The 22,314-nt window shown below is 71.9% G+C and carries 18 protein-coding genes and 1 riboswitch; of the genes, 7 read left to right on the top strand and 11 right to left on the bottom strand.

Annotated features, from left to right (window positions below):
* Nucleotides 1–61: 61 nt before the first annotated feature.
* Nucleotides 62–2,941, bottom strand: coding sequence for a sugar-binding protein (locus F4554_RS22565; protein ID WP_179789404.1), 2,880 nt, complete (start codon nucleotides 2,939–2,941; stop codon nucleotides 62–64).
* 293 nt (nucleotides 2,942–3,234) lie between these two features.
* On the opposite strand from F4554_RS22565, the gene F4554_RS22570 reads away from it, so the two are divergent.
* Entirely contained in the window at nucleotides 3,235–4,824 is a 1,590-nt protein-coding gene (locus tag F4554_RS22570) for a DUF4832 domain-containing protein (RefSeq protein WP_337796163.1), read from the top strand.
* A 153-nt stretch (nucleotides 4,825–4,977) separates the two neighbouring features.
* The gene (locus F4554_RS22575; protein ID WP_179789405.1) at nucleotides 4,978–5,961 is read left to right on the top strand and encodes a GNAT family N-acetyltransferase; all 984 of its coding nucleotides are present in this window, start codon (nucleotides 4,978–4,980) and stop codon (nucleotides 5,959–5,961) included.
* Between the two features lie 68 nt (nucleotides 5,962–6,029).
* On the opposite strand, the gene F4554_RS22580 is transcribed toward F4554_RS22575, so the two are convergent.
* From F4554_RS22580 to F4554_RS22595, 4 genes are all read right to left on the bottom strand, one after another.
* A complete protein-coding gene (locus tag F4554_RS22580; protein WP_179789406.1) occupies nucleotides 6,030–7,910 on the bottom strand; it encodes an HNH endonuclease signature motif containing protein in 1,881 nt (626 codons plus the stop codon).
* A 202-nt stretch (nucleotides 7,911–8,112) separates the two neighbouring features.
* Nucleotides 8,113–9,084 (bottom strand): hypothetical protein, encoded by a 972-nt coding sequence (locus F4554_RS22585; RefSeq protein ID WP_179789407.1) that lies wholly within the window; start codon nucleotides 9,082–9,084, stop codon nucleotides 8,113–8,115.
* A gap of 49 nt (nucleotides 9,085–9,133) precedes the next feature.
* A complete protein-coding gene (locus F4554_RS22590) occupies nucleotides 9,134–9,706 on the bottom strand; it encodes a YceI family protein (protein ID WP_179789408.1) in 573 nt (190 codons plus the stop codon).
* Between the two features lie 149 nt (nucleotides 9,707–9,855).
* The gene (locus F4554_RS22595; protein WP_179789409.1) at nucleotides 9,856–10,239 is read right to left on the bottom strand and encodes a MerR family transcriptional regulator; all 384 of its coding nucleotides are present in this window, start codon (nucleotides 10,237–10,239) and stop codon (nucleotides 9,856–9,858) included.
* A 67-nt stretch (nucleotides 10,240–10,306) separates the two neighbouring features.
* Here F4554_RS22595 and F4554_RS22600 point away from each other — a divergent pair, with 67 nt between their 5' ends.
* Nucleotides 10,307–10,843, top strand: a complete 537-nt coding sequence (locus F4554_RS22600; RefSeq protein ID WP_179789410.1) for a nucleoside deaminase — start codon at nucleotides 10,307–10,309, stop codon at nucleotides 10,841–10,843.
* Nucleotides 10,840–11,775, top strand: a complete 936-nt coding sequence (locus tag F4554_RS22605; RefSeq protein ID WP_179789411.1) for a TIGR03619 family F420-dependent LLM class oxidoreductase — start codon at nucleotides 10,840–10,842, stop codon at nucleotides 11,773–11,775. The genes F4554_RS22600 and F4554_RS22605 overlap by 4 nt, the downstream gene beginning before the upstream one ends.
* A gap of 34 nt (nucleotides 11,776–11,809) precedes the next feature.
* Here the strand turns inward: F4554_RS22605 and F4554_RS22610 are convergent, their stop codons facing one another.
* From F4554_RS22610 to F4554_RS22635, 6 genes are all read right to left on the bottom strand, one after another.
* A complete protein-coding gene (locus tag F4554_RS22610) occupies nucleotides 11,810–13,219 on the bottom strand; it encodes a sugar porter family MFS transporter (RefSeq protein WP_179789412.1) in 1,410 nt (469 codons plus the stop codon).
* A 159-nt stretch (nucleotides 13,220–13,378) separates the two neighbouring features.
* Nucleotides 13,379–14,374, bottom strand: coding sequence for a hypothetical protein (locus F4554_RS22615; RefSeq protein WP_179789413.1), 996 nt, complete (start codon nucleotides 14,372–14,374; stop codon nucleotides 13,379–13,381).
* 174 nt (nucleotides 14,375–14,548) lie between these two features.
* Nucleotides 14,549–15,166, bottom strand: coding sequence for a sulfotransferase family protein (locus F4554_RS22620; protein WP_179789414.1), 618 nt, complete (start codon nucleotides 15,164–15,166; stop codon nucleotides 14,549–14,551).
* Between the two features lie 15 nt (nucleotides 15,167–15,181).
* The gene (locus F4554_RS22625) at nucleotides 15,182–16,024 is read right to left on the bottom strand and encodes a PP2C family protein-serine/threonine phosphatase (protein ID WP_179789415.1); all 843 of its coding nucleotides are present in this window, start codon (nucleotides 16,022–16,024) and stop codon (nucleotides 15,182–15,184) included.
* Nucleotides 16,025–16,114: 90 nt separating this feature from the next.
* Nucleotides 16,115–17,377, bottom strand: a complete 1,263-nt coding sequence (locus F4554_RS22630) for a pyridoxal phosphate-dependent aminotransferase (protein ID WP_179789416.1) — start codon at nucleotides 17,375–17,377, stop codon at nucleotides 16,115–16,117.
* A gap of 13 nt (nucleotides 17,378–17,390) precedes the next feature.
* Nucleotides 17,391–18,254 (bottom strand): aldo/keto reductase, encoded by an 864-nt coding sequence (locus F4554_RS22635; RefSeq protein WP_179789417.1) that lies wholly within the window; start codon nucleotides 18,252–18,254, stop codon nucleotides 17,391–17,393.
* A gap of 39 nt (nucleotides 18,255–18,293) precedes the next feature.
* Nucleotides 18,294–18,483, top strand: a riboswitch (cobalamin riboswitch).
* A 77-nt stretch (nucleotides 18,484–18,560) separates the two neighbouring features.
* On the opposite strand from F4554_RS22635, the gene cobT reads away from it, so the two are divergent.
* From cobT to F4554_RS22650, 3 genes are all read left to right on the top strand, one after another.
* On the top strand, nucleotides 18,561–20,330 hold the full coding sequence (cobT, locus tag F4554_RS22640; protein ID WP_179791719.1) for a nicotinate-nucleotide--dimethylbenzimidazole phosphoribosyltransferase: 1,770 nt from the start codon (nucleotides 18,561–18,563) through the stop codon (nucleotides 20,328–20,330).
* Nucleotides 20,327–21,160: an adenosylcobinamide-GDP ribazoletransferase gene (locus tag F4554_RS22645; protein ID WP_202889423.1), complete on the top strand. Its 834-nt coding sequence runs from the start codon at nucleotides 20,327–20,329 to the stop codon at nucleotides 21,158–21,160. Before cobT ends, F4554_RS22645 begins: the two co-directional genes overlap by 4 nt.
* 92 nt (nucleotides 21,161–21,252) lie before the next feature.
* Nucleotides 21,253–22,071 (top strand): ECF transporter S component, encoded by an 819-nt coding sequence (locus F4554_RS22650; RefSeq protein WP_179789418.1) that lies wholly within the window; start codon nucleotides 21,253–21,255, stop codon nucleotides 22,069–22,071.
* Nucleotides 22,072–22,314: the final 243 nt, after the last annotated feature.

Genomic DNA, 22,314 nt, shown 5'->3' on the forward strand with positions numbered 1-22,314 from the left:
TGCGATATCGGTTGCGGATCGGTTGCGAACCCTCGCGGAGCCGTTCCGCCCCCGAACCGGGCTACTTCCGCAGCGGCACCCTCGACGCGAGCGTGCCGGCACCCGACTTCGCCTCCCAGCCGGCCAGCACCCGCGGGTGCCCGGCCAACGCGCGGTCCAGCGGCACCTTCACCGCGGTGCGCCCGGGGCCGTCGACGGAGACGACCGCGCTGCCCGCCGTGCCCTTGTCGTCCACGACGAACACGTGCGCCTCGCCGGCACCGGTGCTGCTCAGGTCGGCGGTCAGGACGTCCCTGCTCCACCGGGCGCCGACCAGCCAGCCGCTGTCACCGAGGGGTGCGGCCGTACCGCCCGACAGCGGCACGTTGACCCGCACCGACTGCTCGACCGTCTGCGGCGACTCCACGCTGCGCAGCGCGGTGTTGGGCACCACCGGGTCGGCTGTCGGCCGGTCCGCGGGCGGCTGGTAGCCGGCCAGCCGGGCGAGTCCCCAGCGGTAGGGGTCGCCTTGCACGCCACCCCAGGTGGACCAGCCGATCCGCGTCTGGCCCGTCTTGTCCTGGGTGTCGGAGTCGTAGACGAGGATGTTCAGGCCGAGCTTGTCCGGGTCGACCGAGGCGGGGAGTTCGGCCAGCGGGATCGCGGCCTCCACGGTGTATCCGGTGTACGGCGAGCTGACCGTACTCGCGAACTTCACCCCCGGTGCGGTCTGCGCGATCGGGCCCTGGTGGTTGTCGGCGTCGCGCAGCGCGCACGCCGGCCCCTCCGCGGTGAACGGCAGCACGCCCAGCTTGAACGTCGAGGCGGTGTTCTCGCTGGTGCCGCGCGGGTCCAGGGCGATCTCGACGCTGTCGGTACGCCAGTGCCGCTTGCAGTCGCTGGTCGCCAGCGGCGTACCGGCGGTGTCGTCGCGTACCTCCACGGCCACGTAGATCGTGTCGCCCGCACGGGTCACGTGCGCCGTGCCCGAGCAGTCGGCCGCGGAGTCACACGGCGAGCCCTCCCACAGCCGGGAGATGTCCAGCGCCTCACCGGGGTACTCGCCGTCGCTCACCTTGCCGTCCACGGTGGGTGCGGCCGCGGCCTGATCGACCGTGGTCGCCGGCACGAGCTCCAGGGCCGGGTTGCTCACCGAGGTGGCGCCGTCGGCCGTGGTCGTGGTGACGGTGTACGCGTAGTCGCCGGGCGCCGCTCCCTTGGTGCCGCCCGCGTTGGAGGTGGGCAGCGAGGCGTCGGTGTTGCGCACCGTGAACGTCACCTTCGTGGTGGCGCCCGCGGCCAGGTCGGTGAACGGCTTCTCGGCCGCGTTCGCGGCGAACCCGTCCGGCAAGGTCAGCTTGACGGTGCCGGACCGGGTGGTGTCGGAGTTGTTCGTGACCGTGTAGTCGATCGCCCGCTCGCCGCCGGACGGGATGGTGAGGACCGGAACGACGAAGCCGCGCAGTTGCGGTGCGCCGACCTGCCGGGCCCACGTCTCGAACGAGGAGACCTGCGGCAGGAGCTGCTGCTGGGTCGCGACGTCCGGGGTCAGCTGGACCTGTGCCGCCGCGTACCCGCTGCCTGCACCGGTGGTGAGGAACGCCTCCAGCCGGGACCGCTCACTGACCGGGTCACCCTTGGGCTGGGTCGCCGGCGGGGTCACCGTGAACGTCGCGGTGGCCGAGCCGCCGGGCCGTACCCGGCCGAGCGCGCCGTCACCCGCGACCTGCCAGCCGTCCGGGGCGCGCAGCGTCACCGACGACTGGCCGAGGTTCGCACCGCCCGGTGCCGTCACGTGCACCCGCACGGTGGTGGGCTTGCCCGGGCGTACGTCGAAGTCGCTGTTCACCTTCAGCTGCGTGCCCAGCGGGACGGTGCCGTCGGGCCGGGTCAGCGCGCCGTCCAGGATCGCGTCCGGCTCGGCGGCGGCTTCCGTACCCACCTTCGGGTACGGAACCCGCGAGGCCACCTGGGTGAACCGGTCGCAGCCCAGCTGCGCCGGGTCGGAGGGGGCGTCGGGGAAGCCCGCCCAGCCCTGCGAGGCGTACTCGCGCTGGGCTTCGCGCTCGATCTGTGCCCAGGTCTTCCCCTGCTCACGCGAGACGTTGCCGGAGAAGACGCCGTAGATGTCCTGGGACGGGTCGACCGGGGTGAACGTGTTCACGCAGGACGGCCCGGACGGTCCGGTACCGCGCGCCCGGCTCAGCAGCACCTTCGACGGCGCGAACGGCTTCAGCTTCTCCTTGGTGATCTGGTCGGGGAACGCCTTGGGGTCGGCGGCGGCGTAGTAGGCGGCGATCGCCAGCCGGGCCGCCTCCTGGTGGTTGCCGTGGTTGCCGGGTGAGGGCGCGGGGTCCATCGTGACCAGGATCTCCGGCCGGGTCTGGCGGACGATCCGGACCACCTTCGCCAGCGTGTCCTGCTGGTCCCACAACTGCTCGGTCAGCGGCGCGGACACGGTGTAGAAGAAGTCGACCTTGTCCAGGTTGAACACGTCGGTGACGTCGGCCTTGCCGACCGCGCGGCGTTCCTCCGCCTCACGGATCAGGCCCAGCGCGGGGCCCTCCTCCGGGCCGACCGCGTTGCCGCCGCCCTCGCCCCGGGTGACGGTGATGACCCCGGTGCGTACGTCGTGGTCCTCACCCCACTGACCGAAGGTGGACAGGGCGCCGGACTCGTCGTCGGGGTGCGCACCGACGAACAGCGCACCGAGGTCGACCGGAGTCCCCCGCGAGGTGTCCGCGGTTGCGTCGGCGGCTGTGGCGGCGGTGCGGGCGTGCGCGACCTTGGTCACCGCCTTGGTGGCCGCGACCGGCGCGGTGGCCGCGGTGGCAGTCGTCGCCGATGCGGTGGCCGGCGCGACGGCGGCGGTGGCCGGCCCCGCGGCCGTCACCAGCCCGGCGACGACCAAGCTCGCGACCGCGCTCAACGCCGTTCGCGTTCGAACGGGTGGAAACCCCATGCTGTCCTCCTCATGCCGTGCCGACGACCGGCACGACGCGTGACCGGCGACGTACGTCCGCGCCGAAGCGCCGGCGACGGGCACACTCCCCCGCCACGGTGCTCGCGTGATCGTCTCGCGTCACTCGTGATCTTGGAAAGAGTGCGAACGGGACGGTCTTCCGCTCGTACCGCTGAGCAAGCGCGGCGGAGCCGGATGTGGCCAATGCGCACGCGCTCGGCGTCATGAACTCAGCCGCGTGGGTAGCGTGCGGAGTCAGCCGTAGCCGTGCAAGCCCATCGCAGGAGGCACGCGTGCCGAGGAGACTGTCCGCAACCGTCGCGCTCGTGTGCGGCCTGGCCCTGCTACCCGCCCTGCCCGCGTTCGCGTCGTCGACCACCACGTCATCCGGCTCCTCCTCGCCGTCCGCGGCCACTCGCGCCGCAGGCTCCGGCGAAGGGCACCGCACCGAGCGGACCTACGCGCCGAGCACCGAGAACATCGCCAACCCCGAGCGTGGCTTCTACCACCACACCGAGACGCACTTCCGCGCCGACGGTTCGGGGTACGAGCCGCTGGACCTGGCCACCCTGCGCGGCTGGCGCGAACGCGAGCACGTCTCCCAGATCCTGCGGGTCTTCTACCTGGAGAAGTTCGCGAGCACCGACACGATCGACCCCGCGTACCTGGCGCGGGTCCGGGCCGACTTCGCCACCGCCCGTTCGGCCGGGGTCAAGGTGATCGTGAGGTTCGCGTACGCGCAGCCGAAGGACGACTGGCCCTACCAGCCGCCGTACGGTGACGCGCCGAAGGAACGCGTCCTGCGCCACATCGCCCAGCTCGCGCCGGTCCTGCGGGCGAACGCGGACGTGATCGCCACCGTGCAGGCCGGCTTCATCGGGCTGTGGGGCGAGGGCTACTACACCGACTACTTCGTCGCCGACCCCCTCCACCCGGAGAACGTCACGCCGCAGGACTGGGCCAACCGGCGCGAGGTGTTCCTCGCCCTGCTGCGCGCGTTGCCGACCACCCGCACCATCCAGGTGCGCACGATGCTGATGAAGCAGCAGACGGTTGGGCGGCCCACCGGCAAGGAGGGTGCGCTCACCCCAGCGGAGGCGTACTCGGGTACGCCCGTCGCCCGCATCGGGCACCACAACGACTGCTTCCTCGCCAGCCCGGACGACTTCGGCACCTTCCTGTCCGACCCGATCACGCTGGACCAGGAGTACCTCGCCCAGGACTCGAGGTTCGTCCCGGTCGGCGGTGAGACGTGCAACGTCGACCCGCCGCGTTCGGAATGGCCGAGCGCGGTGGCGGAGATGGAGCGTTACCACTACAGCTACCTCAACTCCGACTACAACCAGGACGTGCTGGGCAGCTGGGGCGCGAACATCGAGGAGGCCAGGCGGCGGCTGGGGTACCGGCTGCGGCTGACCACGGGTGACTTCGCGGACGGCGTACGGCCGGGTCGTTCGTTCGCTGTCAACCTGGGCCTGCGCAACGACGGTTTCGCCGCGCCGTACAACCCGCGTTCGGTCCGGCTGGTGCTCACCGGTGCACACCGGTCGTACGAGGTGCCGCTGCCGGTCGACCCGCGCCGCTGGGAGCCAGGCACGCCGATCGCGGTGAACGCCCGGGTCTGCGCCAGCCTCCCGCCGGGTAGGTACGCCCTGTCCCTCGACCTGCCCGCTCCCGAACCCCGGCTGCGGTCCCAGGCTCTGCTCCCCGGCACCGACACCAGCTACCACGCGGCGTACGCGATCCAGCTCGCCAACACCGGCGTGTGGGACTCGCGCACCGGCTACAACGACCTCGGGCAGTCCGTCGTCGTCGGCCGCGACCAGGCTTCCTCCGCGTCGTGCGCGGGCGGGATGCGGCCACGGCCCCTGCCGAAGCCGTAATGGGTTCCCAGGCATGTCCGGCCGGGGCATGTCCCGGGGCATGTCCGGCCCTGGGGAGGTGGTGTGCCGAGGTGGTGCGCCCGCGCCGGATGACACGCGCCCGTGAGGTCCTTGACTTGCCTCCGTCGGCCGGTGGCTGGATAGCCTTGCGGGATGCGTGAACCTGCCTGCGTCGGCGCCCTCATCCGCGACTCCCAGCATCGGGTCTACGCCCAACGCCGGAGCCCGGACCGTCGGCTGCTGCCCGGGATCTGGGACGTCGTGGGTGGGCACGTCGAGGCCGGCGAGACGCCGGAGGAGGCGCTGGCCCGGGAAGTCGAGGAAGAAACCGGCTGGCGGCTGCGCAGCATCGAGGCGGTGGTCGCCGACTGGGAGTGGTCCCACGAGGGTGTCGTACGCCGGGAGCTGGACTATCTCGTCGAGGTGGACGGCGACCTCACCGCGCCCCGGCTGGAGGAGGGCAAGCACGACGCGTACGCCTGGGTGGGACCGGCGGACCTCGATCTGATGATGGTCGACCGCTTCGACGGCGACCGGCGGCTGCGTGATGTGGTGGCGAAGGCGATCCGTACCAGGTTCACCGACCGGCTCCGGCTCGAACCGGTCGGGCCCGAGCACGCCGAGGATCTGTGGACGATGCACCAAGACGCGGCGGTGGCGGAGTGGCACGCGGGCCGGTGGTCCATGGAGGCCGCGCGGACCAACGCGGCCGAGTGGGGCGCGGCGTGGGAACGCGACGGAGTGCACAAGTGGGTCGCCTACGCCCGGGCCGACAGCAAGCTGGCCAGGCGCGACGAGCTGATCGGGCGGGGCGGGCTGTCCCGCGCCGTCGTCGACGGGTCGCAGTGCCTTGAGCTTGGCTGGAATCTGCGGGACCGCTTCTGGGGACAGGGGTACGCGAGCGAGATGGGCCGGGCGGGGCTGGCGTTCGCGTTCGACCACCTCGGTGCCGACGAGGTGGTGGCGTTCACCGAACGGCACAACCGGCGCTCGCGTGCGGTGATGGAACGCATCGGCATGGGGTTCGTCCGGGAGTTCACCTCGCCCGGCCTGGTGGAAGGCCGCGAGGACGTACATAACGACGCGGTCTTCGCGTTGTACGCGGCGGACCGCGCGACGCATCGTTCCACTGCGTAGGGCTCCAGGGCATACCGCTGCCAGGTCGTCAAGACCTTGTTGACGGTCGGAACCACTTCTCGCGGGACTCACGGGCGCCGCACTTTCTGCTGCGGGTCCACCCACTCCGGTGGAATGTATTCGGGGTGTCCGTGTGCACCCATACGGACCGTCCAGCCTCTGTGGTGGACGAACGTGTGATGCGACTTGCACAACAGCACACCGTTGGCGAGATCCGTCGGTCCGAAGTCGTCCCAGGCCGTCATGTGGTGGGCGACACAGCGCCGCTCGGGAACCTGGCAGTCGGGGAAGTGACAGTGGGACCCGTCCCGGATCGCCAATGCGCGGCGCTGCGCCTCGGTGAAGAACCGGTCGGCCTCTCCGACGTCGAGGACTTCGCCGTTGCCGCCGAGCACCACGGGGATGATGTTGGCGTCGCACGCCATCCGGCGGATGGTGGCGACCGAGAGCGGTTCGCCGCGCAGGCCGAGGATGCTGGCCGATCCACCACTACCGCACTTCTGGCAGCCGTCGTGGGGGTCTATGGGATCGTCGGGGTCGATGGCAGCCTCCGGCACCACCGCACCCTGCTCGACTTCAGGATCGGCGTCGGTTGCCGGATCCGTTTCACCTGTTGGATCCGCCCCGGTTGCGGTATGTGGTTGTGGGTGTTGGCCAGGGTCTCTCGGTTCGGGTATCCGATCAGCGGCTCCAGCTGGATCGCCCGGTGGTTTCTCCTTGTCTGGTTGACCTTCCCGCGTAGCCGCTGTGCACTCGACACCGGCCGTACTTAGGTCACCGGTCGGGGCTGGCGCGGTGGTCTCGCCGGGGTCCGTCCTTGCTTCCGGGTCGATGACACCGCCACCAGTCCCGGCTTCGCACTCGGTGTCCCCGGTGCCGTCGGTGCCATTGCTGCGAGCGGGCTTCTTGGGCTTGGCGCCTGTGGCACCGCCGGTGTTCGTGTTCTGCTGTCGGGCCTTGCGCTGGGTCTTGCGCTGGGCTTGGCGTTTGGCGTCGGGGGTTTGGCAGTTGCAGGGCATGAGGCGCACGGGGTTGAGGTCGTCGATGGTGCCGAACCCGGTTCCGTTCATCAGCTGCTGCAGTCCGATCAGCACGGTGACGCAGTCGCGTCCGCGGCCGCGGTTGGGCGATGCCTGCTGCTGCGCCCACTGGGCGAGGAGTTCGGCGAAGGCATCTCCACGCCGTTGGTCGAGGGGGCGGTCGTCGGGGTCGGGCCGGGTGTCGGAGGCGATCAGCGCCTCGATCATCTTCCGCAGGGCTTCCATCTCCACCGCCGGCAGTTTGATCACCACGGTCTCCGACCCCGGAATCCCGTTCGCCAGGTAGCGCAGGGACCGTTTACGTTCCGCGGCACGCTCGGCGTCGCCGAGCTCCTTCCCGAGCCGGCGCTCCCACTCCTCTGGTGCGAGGTACTGCAGCAACGCCCGCCCCAGCAGGCGCACGTCGTCGGGGTTACGCCGCTTCGACCAGGTGATCAGGTACTCCTCGGCCTTCAGGCGTTGTTCGGGTCCGATCCAGGTGGGCAGGTCCTTGACCGCGAACGCGATCACCTGCGCATGCTTGAACGACAGCTCTCCACGGGCGAGAGCGGCGGCGGTCAATGTGACCGTGCGGTCCAGGTCCCGGGCCAGGCCGACGGTGGCGGAGGCCTCGGTCTTCGACATCCGCTGCGCGGTGCGCAGCCATGCCGCGGTGGTCGCAGCACCCGTGGTTTTGCCGACGTCGCGGGCTTCGGCCTCGCGTACCCAGGTCAGGGTGAGCGCGTCCGCGCGCGCCTTCTCCACGGCCAGTTCGCTGATCAGTTCGCCGAGTTCGCGCGCTTCCAGGCAGGCGGTGGGGGTGGACAGTGCCTCGTCCATCCCGGCGCGGAACATACCCAGCGCAGCCCTCAAGCGGGCGACGGCGCCGCTGCCGCCTGCGCCGGGAAGGTCCTGCGTCGTCGAATGCATGTTCGAAGTCTAGAGGCCACCGCCGACACGAGATCCGTTGTCCACAAGGAGACCCGATGCACAACCCGATCCGCTACCTGTGGACAAAAACCTGGCACCGCACTACTCACGGGAGGTACTCCCGGCTCGGAGACGCCCAACCGGAGAAGGCGCCGACGGCACGGCAGGCCCACGCATGCCGGTCAGCAATGGCCGACCCTGATCAGCGGTCGGTCGACACCTGAAGCCGGCTGAGGAGTTGCGGAGTGACGGATACGCCGACGGACTGCAACGCCATCAGTGCCGCCCCACTGAGCGGATCGAGTGCGGCACTGGCGACGCTGATTGCGGGTGCCGATCCGACGGTCAGAAGCCGCCCGAGCCGCTCGGCGAACCCGGGCGCGGTCGCCAGCGCACCCGCGAGCGCCACCGGCACGGAGGCGCCGCTGACCAACGGTGCCAGCAGGCGTACCCCGGCCGCGGTCTTCTCGGCCAGGCGGGTCACCGCGGCGTCGGCGAGCGGAGAGGAGTCGACGGCAGCGGTGATCGCCGGCGCCAGACTGCCGTACCGACGCTTCACGTCGTTGTAGTCCAGGCCGCCGAGCCCGAGGACGATCCGCCGAAGGTCCGCGACGTCGCGGGCTCCCCACCAGGCCAGCACCGTCTCGATCAGCTTCCGATCGGCGTCAACGTGGTCGCCGAGCAGGACGCGATGCATCACGTCGTAGACGAGGTGCCGTGCCCCGCCGGCATAGTGCTGGAACCGGCCGCTCTCGAGCACCGTTCCGTCCGCGGTGATGGCCGCGATCATCGAACCGGTACCGCCGACGACGATGATTCCCGGCACTCCGGCGAGGGCGCCTCGATGCGCGATCACCGCGTCGTTGACGACCTGCCGCGGGCAGGTTACTACACAGCTGTCGAAGAAGGCGTCGATCCAGTCAACTTCGCCGTCGATGGGGTACCCCGCCACGCCCGCCGTCATCGCGACCGCGTCCTCGACCGCGAGTCCGCCACCGGTCACCGCCCCGGCGATCGTGGAGCAGACGTTCTCGGCCGCGGTGTGGTTGTGGGAGGGCGACCCACCTGCTCCGAAACCCCGCGCCAGCAGCGCACCGTCGAGGCCGAAACAGCCAACCCTGGTTTGGGTTCCGCCCGCGTCGACCGCGACGACATAAGGTCCGGATGTCGGCATGATCTGCAGGCTAGTCGATGCCGGGTTCTTCGACACCCTCGACGAAGACTCAGACGCCGGCGAGCTCGGGCTGGAGGACCGCCTCGACGTCCACGGTGACGTCGACCAGGTCGCTCACCACCACACCGCCCCGGTCCACCGAGTCGTTCCAGCTGACCCCGAAGTCGTGCCGGTTGATGCTCGTACGCCCCACGAACCCGGCCCTGCGACGCGGGCCGAGGTCACGCCCTTCCTCCCACCACGGCGTGTCCCACTGACCGAGGTAGGTCACGTGCAACGTGACCGGGCGCGTCACGCCGCGGATCGTGAGGTCGCCGGTCACCTCGAATGCCGAAGCGCCGATCCGCTCCACCGTGCCGCCGACGAACGTCCAGGTCGGGTGGTTCTCGACGTCGAAGAAGTCCGCGCTGCGCAGGTGCGCGTCCCTCGCCGGCTCACCGGTGTAGACCTTGGTGGCGTCGATCGTCGCCTCGATCCGCGTACGGTCGAGGTGGTCCGGGTCGACGACGACCGACCCGTGCACGTCCTTGAACTGTCCCCGCACGTAGGCGACCATCATGTGCCTCGCGGTGAACTCCGCGCCGGTGTGCCCCGGCTCGAACTCCCAGTGGCTTGCCCCCATGACTCCCCCTCGACACGGTGTTGTTCGTCGTTGTACGTGGTTGTACGCACTCGTACGTCATCCGGCGCGGACCCGGCATCCGGAGCAAATCACCCGATCGGCGGCGCGGGCAGGCGGCCGGCCTCCTTCAATCGTGTCACGCCGAAAAGTCACCCAGCGGAGGCCGCGACAGCCGGAGGCTCGCTCGGGTCGGCCGCGGCGATCACGCCGTCCAGCACGCGCAGCGACGCGGCCAACTCCTCGATCTGGCGCAGGATGCGGGTGCGCTCCACCTGCAGGTCGCCCACCAGGCCCGCGGAGGGGATCACGCGTTCGCCGTCGGACCGGATGCACGGCAGCAGCTCGACGATCTTCGCGCTGCACAGGCCCGCGGAGTACAGCAACTGGATCTGGCCGACCCGGGCGACTGCCGACTGGTCGTACTCGCGGTAGCCGTTGGGGCAGCGCCGCGACGCCAGCAGGCCCTGCTCCTCGTAGTAGCGCAGCGCGCGCACGCTGACCCCGCTCCGCCTGGACAACTCTCCGATGCGCATGCGGTGGAGCGTAACCCTGATCGTGTCTTGACCCTCACGCCGACGTCACGGTTTAGCGTCTGGGCTCATGACGACGACACCGGTCTCCCCGGACCACCCCGATGGCCGGCCCCAGGACGGGGCCGACGACGACCTGCTCCCCTACCTGCGCCAGGCGCTCACCCTGGCCACGGCGAACGCGGACGCGGGCCAACTGCCGTTCGCCGCCGTCGTGGTCCGCGACGGCCAGGTGCTCGGAACCGGCGTCAACACCGCCGGCCGCGACTCCGACCCGATCGCGCACGCCGAGGTCGAGGCGGTACGCGACGCCTGCCGAAAGCTCGGCGGCGGCGACCTCACGGGAGCGGTCGTGGTGTCCACCTGCGAGCCGTGCGCGATGTGCCACACCGCGACGCTGGTGGCCGGAGCGGCCCGGATCGTGTACGCCGCGCCGAAGGAGTACGTCCCGGACTTCGGCGGTACGCCGCGACCGGACCTCACCCGGCTGCAGGGGATCCTGCGCGAGGCCGCACCGGAGACCGTCACCCACCAGCCCACCGACGGAGCGCGGGAACCGTTCGACCGCTACCTGGCAGTGCTCGCGGCGGGAGGTGCGGGCCGGTGAAGCTCGGCGTCAACGTCATCAACTTCGGTGCGGGCACGAGCCCGGACGCGCTGCTCGGCTGGGCGAGGTTCGCCGAACGGTCGGGCTTCTCCCTGGCGATGATCTCCGACCACGCGGCGGTCACCCAGGACGTCGCCGACCTCTACCCCGAGCCGTTCTACGAGCCGTTCACCGCGATGGCCTGGCTGGCCGGTGTCACCGAGCACCTCGAGCTCGGCACCTCCGTGGCGATCGCGCCCTACCGCAACCCGCTGTTGACAGCGCGGATGACGACCGCCATCGACCAGTTCAGCAAAGGGCGGGTCGTGCTCGGGGTCGGCGTGGGCTGGTCGGAGTCGGAGTTCGCCGCACTGAACGCACCACCGTTCAGGCGACGGGGCGACGTCACCGACGAGTACCTCGCCACTGTCAAGGCGCTCTGGACATCCGAACGCGCGACCTACGAGGGCGAGTTCGTGTCGTTCCGCGACGTCTACAGCGGCCCCCCGCCGGTACGCCGGCCGCACCCGCCGATCTGGGTGGGCGGTTCCAGCCGGGCCGGCCTACGACGGGCGGTGACCTACGGCGACGCGTGGCACCCGATCAACCCGCGTCCGGGCTGGCTGCGTACGAAGGGAATGCCCGGCCTGCGGGAAGAGGCCGACGCCGCCGGCCGCGACGTGCCGGTGCTGAGCCCGCGGATCCGCGCAAACCCGGGCGACACCCGGCGCGACGACGCCGAACGGCTGACTGGCGAGGGCACCATGTCGCAGATCCTGGACGACGTGGCGGACCTCGCGGACCTCGGTGCGGAGTACGTCACCCTGGACACCGTTCTCGAGAACCCCTCGCTGCGGCGTCCGCTCCAGGAGGACTGGCGGCTGCTGGAGAAGGTCGCGAACGCGCTCTTCGATGCCGGGATCGCCAAGCCTGCGGTCGGTTCCGCGACCTGACCGACCGAAGGCAGGGGAAGGCGAGCCGGAGCCCTCACATCGACTCCAGCTCCCTGCCCTTGGTCTCCCGCACGCCGCGCGCGACGAACAGGAACGACAGGACGGCGAAGAACGTGTAGAGCCCGTACGCGAATCCCAGCCCGATCTGCTGCAGCACCGGGAAGGTCGTCGACACGGTGAAGTTCGCCAGCCACTGCGCGGCCGCCGCCACCGCCAGCGCCTGCGCACGGATGCGGTTGTTGAACATCTCGCCGAGCAGCACCCACACCACCGGTCCCCAGCTCAGGCCGAAGAACACGACGTAGACGTTCGCCGCGATCAGGGCCAGCGGCGACATCACCCCTTCCAGCGCGGGCTTGCCGTGCACGAGGGGCGCGGTCCCGAACGCGTACGCCAACGTCCCCAGCGTGATGACCATGCCCGCCGAGCCGATCAGCAGCAGCGGCTTGCGGCCAATCCGGTCGATGGTGGCGATCGCGATCAGGGTGGTGACGATGTTCGTCACCGAGGTGATGACCGTGATGACGAGCGAGTTCTGCTCGCTGAAGCCGACGGCCTGCCACAGCACCGAGGAGTAGTAGAAGATCACGTTGATGCCGACGAACTGCTGGAACACCGACAGCAGGATCCCGACCCACACGATCGGCAGCAGGCCGAGTCGCGGACCACGCAGGTCACCCAGCCGGGAGCGCCGGTCCGTGCCGAGCGTGCGCTGGATGTCCACGATCTTCACGTCGACGTCGCCGCCGACGTACTGCACCAGGACCTCCCGCGCCTCGACCAGCCGTTTGCGGGCGACGAGGTAGCGCGGCGACTCCGGGATCTGCAGCGCCAGGATGCCGTACGCCAGCGCGGGGATCATCAGGGACAGGAACATCCAGCGCCAGGCGTCCAGCCCCAACCACAGCTCCCTGGTCGCACCACCAGCGGCCGCGACCAGGCCGAAGTCGACCAGCAACGCCATGAAGATGCCGGTCACGATCGCCAACTGCTGCAGAGAACCGAGCCGGCCGCGTATCCGGGCGGGCGAGATCTCCGCGATGTACGCCGGTGCGATCACCGACGCCGCGCCCACGCCCATGCCGCCGATGAACCGCCAGACCGCGAGATCCCAGATCGAGAACGCGAACCCGGACCCCAGCGCGCTCACCATGAACAACGCGGCTGCGATGACCATCACCCGGATCCGGCCCATCCGACCGGCCAGCGGCCCGGCGAACCACGCGCCGAGGGCCGATCCGAGCAGTGCGGCGGCCACCGCGAACCCCAGCACTCCGGGCGAGGCGTGGAACGTGTCCCGAACCGCGGCGACCGCGCCGTTGATGACCGCGGTGTCGTAGCCGAAGAGGAAACCACCGAGGGCGGCGACCATGGCCACCAGCACAGTGTGGCCCGAACCCGCGGCGCTGGAGGCACCCGATACGTCGGGATCTGGTCGGCTCATCCCGGTCTCCTCACCCGGCGGGGTGGCGAGCCGGGCCGGATCACCTCAGCTCACGACTCACCGTAACCGAGCGATCCGGCTGCGTCCTCGCGCCGCGACGAAGCGGCGCGAGGACACGTGCGGCCGGCAGCGGTCCGGGACCGCTGCCGGCCCGCGACCTCAGGCGGGCTGGTCGGGGTGCGGTGCCCGCTGTTCCCGATGGCGGCCGTCGGAGTCGACGTCGCCTGCCTGGTCGTACGTCCGCTCGTCGGGGTTCTGGCCGAACGCCTGCTCCTCGCCCGGCTGGGCGGCGGGGCGCTCGGCGGTCGGCTGGTCGTGACCACCCTGGTCGTACGCCCGCTGGTCGCGGCCGGCCTGCTCGTGACCCGCCTGGTCGTAGCCGGCCTGGTCGTGACCCGCCTGGTCGTGACCCGCCTGGTCGTGACCCGCCTGGTCGTGACCCGCCTGGTCGTGACCCGCCTGGTCGTGACCGGGCTGCGCGTAGTCGCTGCCCCGCATGTGCTCCACGGAACCCCGCGGACCCCGGTGACGCTCCTCGCCCGTCACCGGCTGGTCGCCTTCGTCGACGGGCCCGCCGGCCAGGTGTTCGCCGTGCGGATGGTGCTCACCGTCGGCCCGGTCGGCGGCGAGGTCGTCGGTCCGGTCGTCAGCGCGTACGTCCCCGCGGCCATCGGCGCGTACGTCCCCGCGGCCATCGGCGCGTACGTCCCCGCGGTCGCCGGCGCGTACGTCCTCGCGGTCGTCCGTGCGCACGTCCGCCGGCTCGTCGGCGCCGTCGTCCACCCGGCCGTCCCTACGGTCCTCGTCGCGCAGGTCGGGGTCGAGCTCGTCGGCCCGGCGCAGGTGCTCCTCGGCCTCGGCGCGGGTGGAGTGCGCGCGCTCCCCACGTGCCCGGGCCTCCTCCTCCAGCCGCTGGGCCTCGGCCAGCTGCTGCTCCGCGGCGGTGCGCACCTCCTGCGCACGGTTACCCAGTTGTCCGGCCTCACGGTCGTGCACCGCGGCCTGCCGGCTGATCTCCACCGCACGGTCGCGGGCCTCCTGCGCCGCGATCCGGCGTTCCTCCTGCTTCTTTGCCCGCTGTCGCAACGCGACGGCCACGCCGACGATGATCAGCGCGACCACCACGATCACGGCGATGATGATCCCTGTGCCCATCTGGACCTCCGGTGTTCGGACACTCGGCCCGATCTGCCCGCGCACCGTTGCCGATCGGCCCGCAGGAGTGCGTCGTTCGGTCACCGGCAGGACACAGCCATCTGTGACCGCGCCGATGCGGCCATCGGACGCTAGCACCGGTGAGACCGCTTCGCAGGGACGCTCAGGACAGGCCTAGTCGGCGGCCCGGTCTCCCCAGGTGGCACTTTCGTTCAGGTGCGGGTACGGCTCCGCGGGCACCGGCTGGTCGAGGAAGGCGCACAACGGCTCCCAGCCGTCGCCGACGTGGTGGACGAGCAGCCGGTCCGCCGGGACCGTTGCCCGGACCTCGGCGTTGTGGCGTTCGAACGCCGCTACCAGGTGTTCGCGGTCGTGCGGCTCGCCGTCCAACAGGCGCCGGACGACCACCTCCTGCACCATGGCGTTCCACCTCTCGGCGCTCGGGTCGTCCCAGCCGAGCGCGATCGGGCGGTAGACGGTGGCGTGGTAACTGGCGAACCACCGCTCCGGGTCGCGCACCGTCAGCAGGACCCTCGCCTCGGGATAGGCGGCGAGGAGCTCTCGCCAGAACACGCTGCCCGGCCAGTCGACGGTCGCCGCGTAGCCGGCGTAGATCCGTTCCCAGTCGAACTCCGGCGCGCCCCTCGCCGCCTCGAGGAAGAGATCGGCCTGCTCGGGGTGCTCGAACACCTCGTGCATGTGATGGCAGGGCAGTCCGAGTAGTTCCAGCGCACGCTTCATGGAGGTGGTGCCCGTACGTGCCCAGCCGGCGCCGATCACCCGCAGCGTCATCGCCGCACCCCCGCCCTATGCCGCGTGGCCGTGGCCGGCCGGGTCGATGAGGTTGGCGAGGTCGGTGACCGCGCCCTCCATCCGGCAGAAGTAGGGCCGCCGGTGCCAGGGCATGAGTTCCCCGTCGAGGACGTCGCCGACCACGCAGGTGACGTTGTCGCGACCACCGGCGACCAGTGCCGCCCGGACGAGGTTGTCGGTGGCCTCCTCCGGCGTCGCGTCCAGCAGGAGCGAGCGGATCTCGCCCTCGTCCACGAAGTCGGTGAGCCCGTCGCTGCACAGCAGCAACCGGTCGCGCGGCCGCAGGTCGAGCAGCACGATGTCGGCGTCCGGGCGGTCGCCCCCGTCGACGAACCGCGTGACGGCCGAGCGGTAGGGATGGACCCTGGCCTGCGCCGGGGTGATCCTTCCCTGGTCGAGCAGCGCCTGGACCAGCGTGTGGTCGACGGACACCTGCCGCAGACCTCCGTCACGCAGGACGTACGCCCGGGAGTCGCCGGCATGGCACATCGCGAAGGTGTGGCCGTCGGTCAGGACGGCGGTGAGGGTCGTGGCCATGCCCGCGCGGGTCGGGTCGGCCGCGACGCCCTCGACCAGGAGCCGGTGGGCGCGGTCGACCCACTCCCGAAGGACTACGGGAAGGTCCTCATCCGGAGTCGAGGATTCGCCGGATGCCGGCTTGGGCAACAGCGACATCGCACCGAGCAGATGCGCCACACTCGCCGAGGCGACCTCACCCGCGGCGTGCCCGCCGACCCCGTCCGCGACCAGCAACATGTGTGGCCCCGCGAACGCGGAGTCCTCGTTGTTGCCGCGGACCAGACCGACGTGAGTACGCACCGAAGAGGTGAAGCGCATAAGACATCCTGCCACGCGCGGTCGGAGCAGCCCACCCCCGAGGGCACACTCGTCAGACGAATCGGCCAGGCGACATCGGCCACGCGCGAATCAACCGCCGTCGAGCAGGCGCCCCAGTGCGGCGTCCAACTGGTCGAGCCGTCCGGCGACCCAGGGCAGCGCCACCGGATCGGCAGCGGTCAGCGCCTTCTCCCGCTGCTCACCCTCGCCGTACAGCATGCTCGTCGCGACCCGCAGGCTCAGTCGCTCGTCCTGGTCACCGAACGCCGCGCCGGGCAGGGTCGCCACGTCGAAGGAGTCCAGCAGCAGGGTCGCGAGGTCGGTGCCGGTGCGGACCGACCACCGGTCGGCGAGCAGTTCGGCGTATGCGGAGAAGTCCGGGTAGAGGTAGAACGCCGCGGACGGCGGGTGCACGGCCGCGCCCGCCGCGGCGAACCGGTCGGCGACCGCGGTGGCCACCCGCGCGTGCAGCGAACGACTGGCGGCGATGCGTTCGGTGAGCTGCTCCGGCTCCTCGAACGCCCAGGCGGCGGCCTGCTGCACCGGGTTCGCCGGGCTGGACCACACCTCGCTGGCGATGGCGGCGACCTCGGCTCCGAGCCGGTTGCCGAGCGGGCCCTCAGGCATCCGGGCCACACCGATCCGCCAGCCGCCGAGGGCGAGGTTCTTGCTCAGGCCGGTGGTCACGACGGTGCGTTCGGGTGCCAACTCGGCCGGGCTGAGGAACTCACGAATCGGGTCGTGTACGAGGTCGCGGTAGATCTCGTCGGAGACGATCAGCAGGTCGTGCCGGCGGGCGACGTCGGCGACGGCCCGGATCGTGCCGCTGCCCGCCAGGGTCCCCGTCGGGTTGTCGGGCAGGGTGAGCACGACCAGCCCGATCGGGCGGCCGGCGGCCCTCGCGGAGGCGGCGGCCGCGTCGAGCAGGTCGGGATCGGGTACGCCACCCTGCCCGTCGGGCGTCGGCACGTGGTGCACCTCGCGACCGAGGAGCTGGGCCTGTGCGGCGTAGCTCACCCAGCTCGGCCGGGGCAGCGCGACCCCGCCGACGCTCGCCCGCAGCACGGCGTACAGCAGTGGCTTGCTGCCCGGGCCCGCGACCACCTGAGCGGCCGTCGTCGGCAGGCATCGCCGTCGCCAGTAACCGGCGGCGGCCTCGCGCAGCGCGGGAAATCCCACGACCGGCCCGTAGCCGCCGGACGACCCGGTCGCCGCGGCCGCACTCAGCGCCGCCACCAGGTCGGGATGGACCGGTAGTCCCGCCTCGCCGAATCCGAGGGGCAGGACGGGCCGCCCGGCCGCCAGCCGGTCCGCGGTGAGCTGGTTGATGGCGAGGGTCGCAGAGACGGCCATGGGCGTCACTTCATCACACGTACCGCTCGTGCAGCGCGGTTAGGTCGATCCTGCCGGCGAGGTCGTCGGCGACGGCGAGGTTGGCGCGTACGACGTCCGGGTCCCGCATCCCCACCAACGCCACGTCGACGTGCGGGTTCGACAGCACGAACTGCACCAGCGCGCTCGAGTAGTCGAAGGTGTCGGCGGGGTTCACCGTCGCCAGCCAGCGCTGGAACGTCCCCGAGGTGGTGGTGCGCATCGTCAGCGTGCCGAGCCCGTGCCGGCGGGCCTCGAGCAGGCTGCCGAACGGCCGGGTGGGGTCGTACGGGTGCTGAAAGAGGAGGTTGTAACAGACCTGCACGGTGTCGAACCGGCCGCTGCGGATCAGCCGGTAGACCGAGTCGTTGTTGTCCTCGGTGGTGAAGCCGACATGCTTGGTCAAGCCCTCAGCCTTGACGGAATGTAACTGTTCGGCTACACCACCGGGTGCGAGGATGGCGTCGGTCTGCTCGGTGGTGAACGAGTCGCCGTGGATCTGCAGCAGGTCGACGTGCGGCCGGCCGAGGCGTTCCAGGCTGGCCTGCAGCGACGTCCGCACGTCCACCCCGTATGGCACCTTGGTGGCCACGAACAACGGGCACTCGCCGCTCGCCTCCACCCCGCGCAACGCCTGGCCGAGCACCCGTTCGCCGGCTCCGGCGCCGTAACCGGGCGCGGTGTCGTAGTAGTTGATGCCGCCTTCCAGCGCCACCTCGATCGCCGCGAACATCGCCGCCCGGTCGCCCGCGTCGTCAGGGTCGAACCGCCCGAGGTAGTTCGTCAGGCCGAGCGTCGCCCCGCCGAACCCGATCCGGCTGACCTTCGCTCCGGTCCCGCCGAGAGTGGTGTACTCCATCGCCGCCTCCGTTTCCCCGTCCGCCAGTTCGCCCGTTCGTGATCATGTGCCATTCTGGTCGCCGACGACAGGGAGGAACCCGGTGCGAGTCCGGGGCGGTCCCGCCACTGTCACCAGGAAGCGACCTCTCCACGCGAGGGCCACTGCCGCGCCGCGAGCGCGCGGTGGGAAGGCCGGAGCGGAAGCCACGATCTGGGAGCCAGGACACTCCGGTCGTCGGTACGACCATCCAGGGCGCGGACTCCTGTGGAGGGACAACTCGTGGCTGCCGTGAACTCTGCCGACTCGTCGAACCCCGACGACCCGATCGGCTCTGCCAGCTCTGACAGCTCTGCGAACCCCGGCGGCACTGCCGGCTCGCTGCTGAGCCGTACGCTGCGCGCCGTCCGCCCGCCGGACGCCGACGCCGTGGCCAGGGCCCGCGCCCGGCAGGACGCGCTGGCCAAGCCGCGCGGCGCGCTCGGTGCCGTGGAGGACCTCGGCGCGCAACTCGCCGGGCTCGCCGGAACCTGCCCGCCACCGTTGCCCGAACCCGCCGGGCTGGCCGTCTTCGCCGGTGACCACGGCGTTCACCGGCAGGGCGTCTCGCCGTGGCCGCAGGAGATCACCGCCGCGATGGTGTCGACGTTCCTGTCCGGCGGCGCGGTCGTCAACGCTCTCGCCCGGCAGGCGGGTGCTTGGGTGCTGGTGGTCGACGTCGGGGTCGAGGCCGACCTTCCGCCGGCGCCGGGTCTGCTGGACCGCAAGGTACGCGCGGGCACCGACGACCTCAGCGAGCGGCCCGCGATGAGCCGGGACGAGGCGGTGGCGGCGGTCGAGGTCGGCATCGAGGTCGCCGCGGACCTGGTGGCTCGCGGCTGCCGGTGCCTGCTGACCGGCGACATGGGCATCGCCAACACGACTCCCGCGGCGGCCCTGGTCGCGGCGTTCACCGGGGGTACGCCGGAGCAGGTGACCGGACGCGGCACCGGGATCGACGACGCCACCTGGGCCACCAAGGTCGCCGTCGTCGGCCGGGCACTCGAACTCCACCGCCCCGACCCGGCCGACCCGCTCGGCGTCCTCGCCGCGCTCGGCGGCCTCGAACACGCGGCGACGGTCGGCTTCCTGCTGGGTGCGGCCGCCGCCCGGGTGCCGGTGGTCCTGGACGGCATCGCCGCCGGCGCGGCAGCCCTGGTGGCCCGTGCACTCGCCCCCGAGGCGGTGGGTGCGTTCGTCGCCGGGCACGTGTCCGCCGAACCGGCCGCGCGGCGGGCGCTGACGGCGCTGGGCCTGCGTCCTGTCCTCGACCTGGACCTGCGGCTCGGTGAGGGGTCCGGCGCGGTGCTCGCGCTGCCTGTCGTACGGGCCGCGGCCGTGGTCCTGACCGAGGTCGCCACGCTGGACGAGGTCGCCGCGGGCGGAGCGGCCGGCCAGGGCGCCCGGCGACCGCGGCGGATCCTGGTGCTGGGCGGCGCGCGCTCGGGCAAGTCCACGACCGCCGAACGGCTGGCCGGACAGGCCGCGCAGGTCGGCCCGGACGGGCAGGCCGGACCGGTCACCTACCTCGCCACCGGCCCGCGGCCCACCGCCGACGACCCGGAGTGGGCCGAGCGCGTACGCACGCACCGCGAACGCCGCCCGCCGTACTGGACCACCGTGGAGACCGCCGACCTGGTGGCCCACCTGAAGGCCGACGATCCGGGGCGTACGGAAGGCACGGAGAGCACGGAGAGCCCCGACAGCACCGAGCCGTTGCTGATCGACTGCCTGTCCACCTGGCTGACCCGGGTGATGGACGAGGCGGGGTGCTTCGGCACCGAGCACCACTCCCCCGGCGCCCCGCCCGGTGGCACCGACAACGTGCGGGACCCGGCCGCCGTGCTGGCGGCGGAGGTCGACGCGCTGGTCGCGGCCTGGGAGTCGACGAACCGTACGGTCGTCGCGGTCAGCAACGAGGTCGGCGGCGGGGTCGTGCCCGCGACCACCTCCGGACGGCTCTTCCGCGACGAACTCGGCGTACTCAACGCCCGGATCGCCGCCGCGTCCGACGAGGTGTGGCTGCTCACCGCCGGCATCCCCCAGCGGCTGCGGTGAGAAGCGCGACGAGCGCCGCCCCGGGTGAGCAGGCGGCGGAAGGACGCGGCCTGGTGCTGGCGGTGACGATGTTCACCGGCGTGCCCGTGCCGGGCCGGTGGGCCGGCACTCCGGTGGACCGCGGCACCGCCGGCCGGGCGGTGTGCTGGCTGCCGTTCGTCGGCGCGCTCCTCGGTGCGGTCGCCGGACTCCCCCTGCTCGCCGCCAGCACGCTCGTACCGGACGGCACCGGCGCGCTGCTGGGCGCCGCGCTCGCCGTCGCCACGCTGGCGCTCGCCACCCGCGGCCTGCACCTGGACGGACTGGCCGACACCGTGGACGGGCTGGGGAGTTCCGCTCCGGCCGAACGCGCGCTGGCGATCATGCGGCAGCCGGACATCGGGCCGTTCGGAGTGGTGACCGTCGTACTCCTGCTGCTGGTGAAGGTGGCCGCCCTGGCTGCACTGGCGAACCACGCACCGGTCGCCGCCCTGCTCGCGCTCGCGGCGGCCGAGTGCGCGGGACGCCTGGGCGTGGTGTGGGCGACCGGTGCGGGCGTGGCGTCCGCCCGGCCCGGCGGGTTCGGAGCGCTGGTGGCCGGTACGACGACCCGGCCCGCCCACCTCCTGCTGACCTCGGCCGTCGCCGCCGGCTGCCTGCTGCCGCTCGGCTGGCACGAGCCGCGGCTCGCCGGAGCGCTCCTGGCCACGCTGGCCGTCGGGCTCGGCACCGCCGTGGCCTGGCGCCGCCACGTCGTCCGCCGGCTCGGCGGGGTCACCGGGGACGTGTTCGGGTCGGTCGTGGAACTCGGCGCCGCCGCGGGCCTGCTCGCCGCCGTACTCCTGCGCTGAGGGCAGGACACCCGCCGACCAACCCTCCACCGCCGTACGCCACACCGACAAACGCCACACCGACCAACGCAGGACCCACCCCGGGAGCCGACATGTCAGCCAGCACCTCCTTCGCCCCGGTCCGGCTGCGGCCCAGGAGCACCCTGGTCCTGCTGCTGGCCTCCGCGGTCGGCCTGGCCGGCTTCGGCTGGCCGTTCCTGGTGGCGACGCCCGCGGGGACCGGCGCGAGCCACGGGCAGGACGCGGCGTACCTGTTCGTCGCCCTGCTGCCGTTGCTGCTCGGCCTGGTGTGGGCCGAGCTCGGCGACGGAGGCATGGACGTCAAGGCGGTGGCGATGCTCGGCGTGCTCGCCGCCGCGGGCGCCGGGCTGCAGACCCTCAGCCCGGGCACCGGAGGGTTCGACCCGGCGTTCTTCCTGCTGGTCGTGGCCGGGCGGGTGTTCGGGCCGGGGTTCGGCTTCGCGCTCGGCGTGGTCGCCATGCTCGCCACCTCCCTGCTCACCGGCGGAGCGGGCCCGTGGCTGCCGTTCCAGATGATCGGGCTGGCCTGGGTGGGGCTGCTCGCCGGCTGCCTGCCGGCCGCCTCCGGCTGGGCCGAACGTGGGCTGCTCGCGGCGTACGCGGGGCTGAGCGGCTTCGGCTACGGCGCGCTGCTCAACCTGTGGTTCTGGCCGGCCGCGGCGTATCTGCCGAACGGGGCGGCGTACGTCCCGGGGGCTTCACTCGGCACCAACCTGCACCACTACGCCGTCTTCTACGCCACCACTTCCCTCGGCTGGGACACCGCGCGGGCGTTGCTGGGCGGGGTGCTGGTCCTGGTCGCCGGGCGGCCGGTGCTGGCGACCCTGCGCCGGGCCGGCCGGCGGGCCGCCTTCACCGCAGGACGGGACAGCGGGACCGAACCGGGCTGACGTGCGGCGCTGACGTGCGGGGCTGACGTGCGGGGCTGACGTGCGGGGCTGACGTGCGGGGCTGACGTGCGGGGCTGACCTGCGGGCTGACAGTGATCTGTGCGGGCTCTCTCAGCGGCCGGGGTCATCCTCGATGACGCCGGGGTGGACGGCGGCGGGCCGCACTGTGCCAACGCTCGGGAATCGTCTCGACTGGCGGTCCGGGACCACCTAGATTGCCGTCGGCGGTACCGACCGTGACCG

It is taken from the genome of Actinopolymorpha rutila (genome assembly GCF_013407855.1).
GTDB lineage: Bacteria > Actinomycetota > Actinomycetes > Propionibacteriales > Actinopolymorphaceae > Actinopolymorpha > Actinopolymorpha rutila.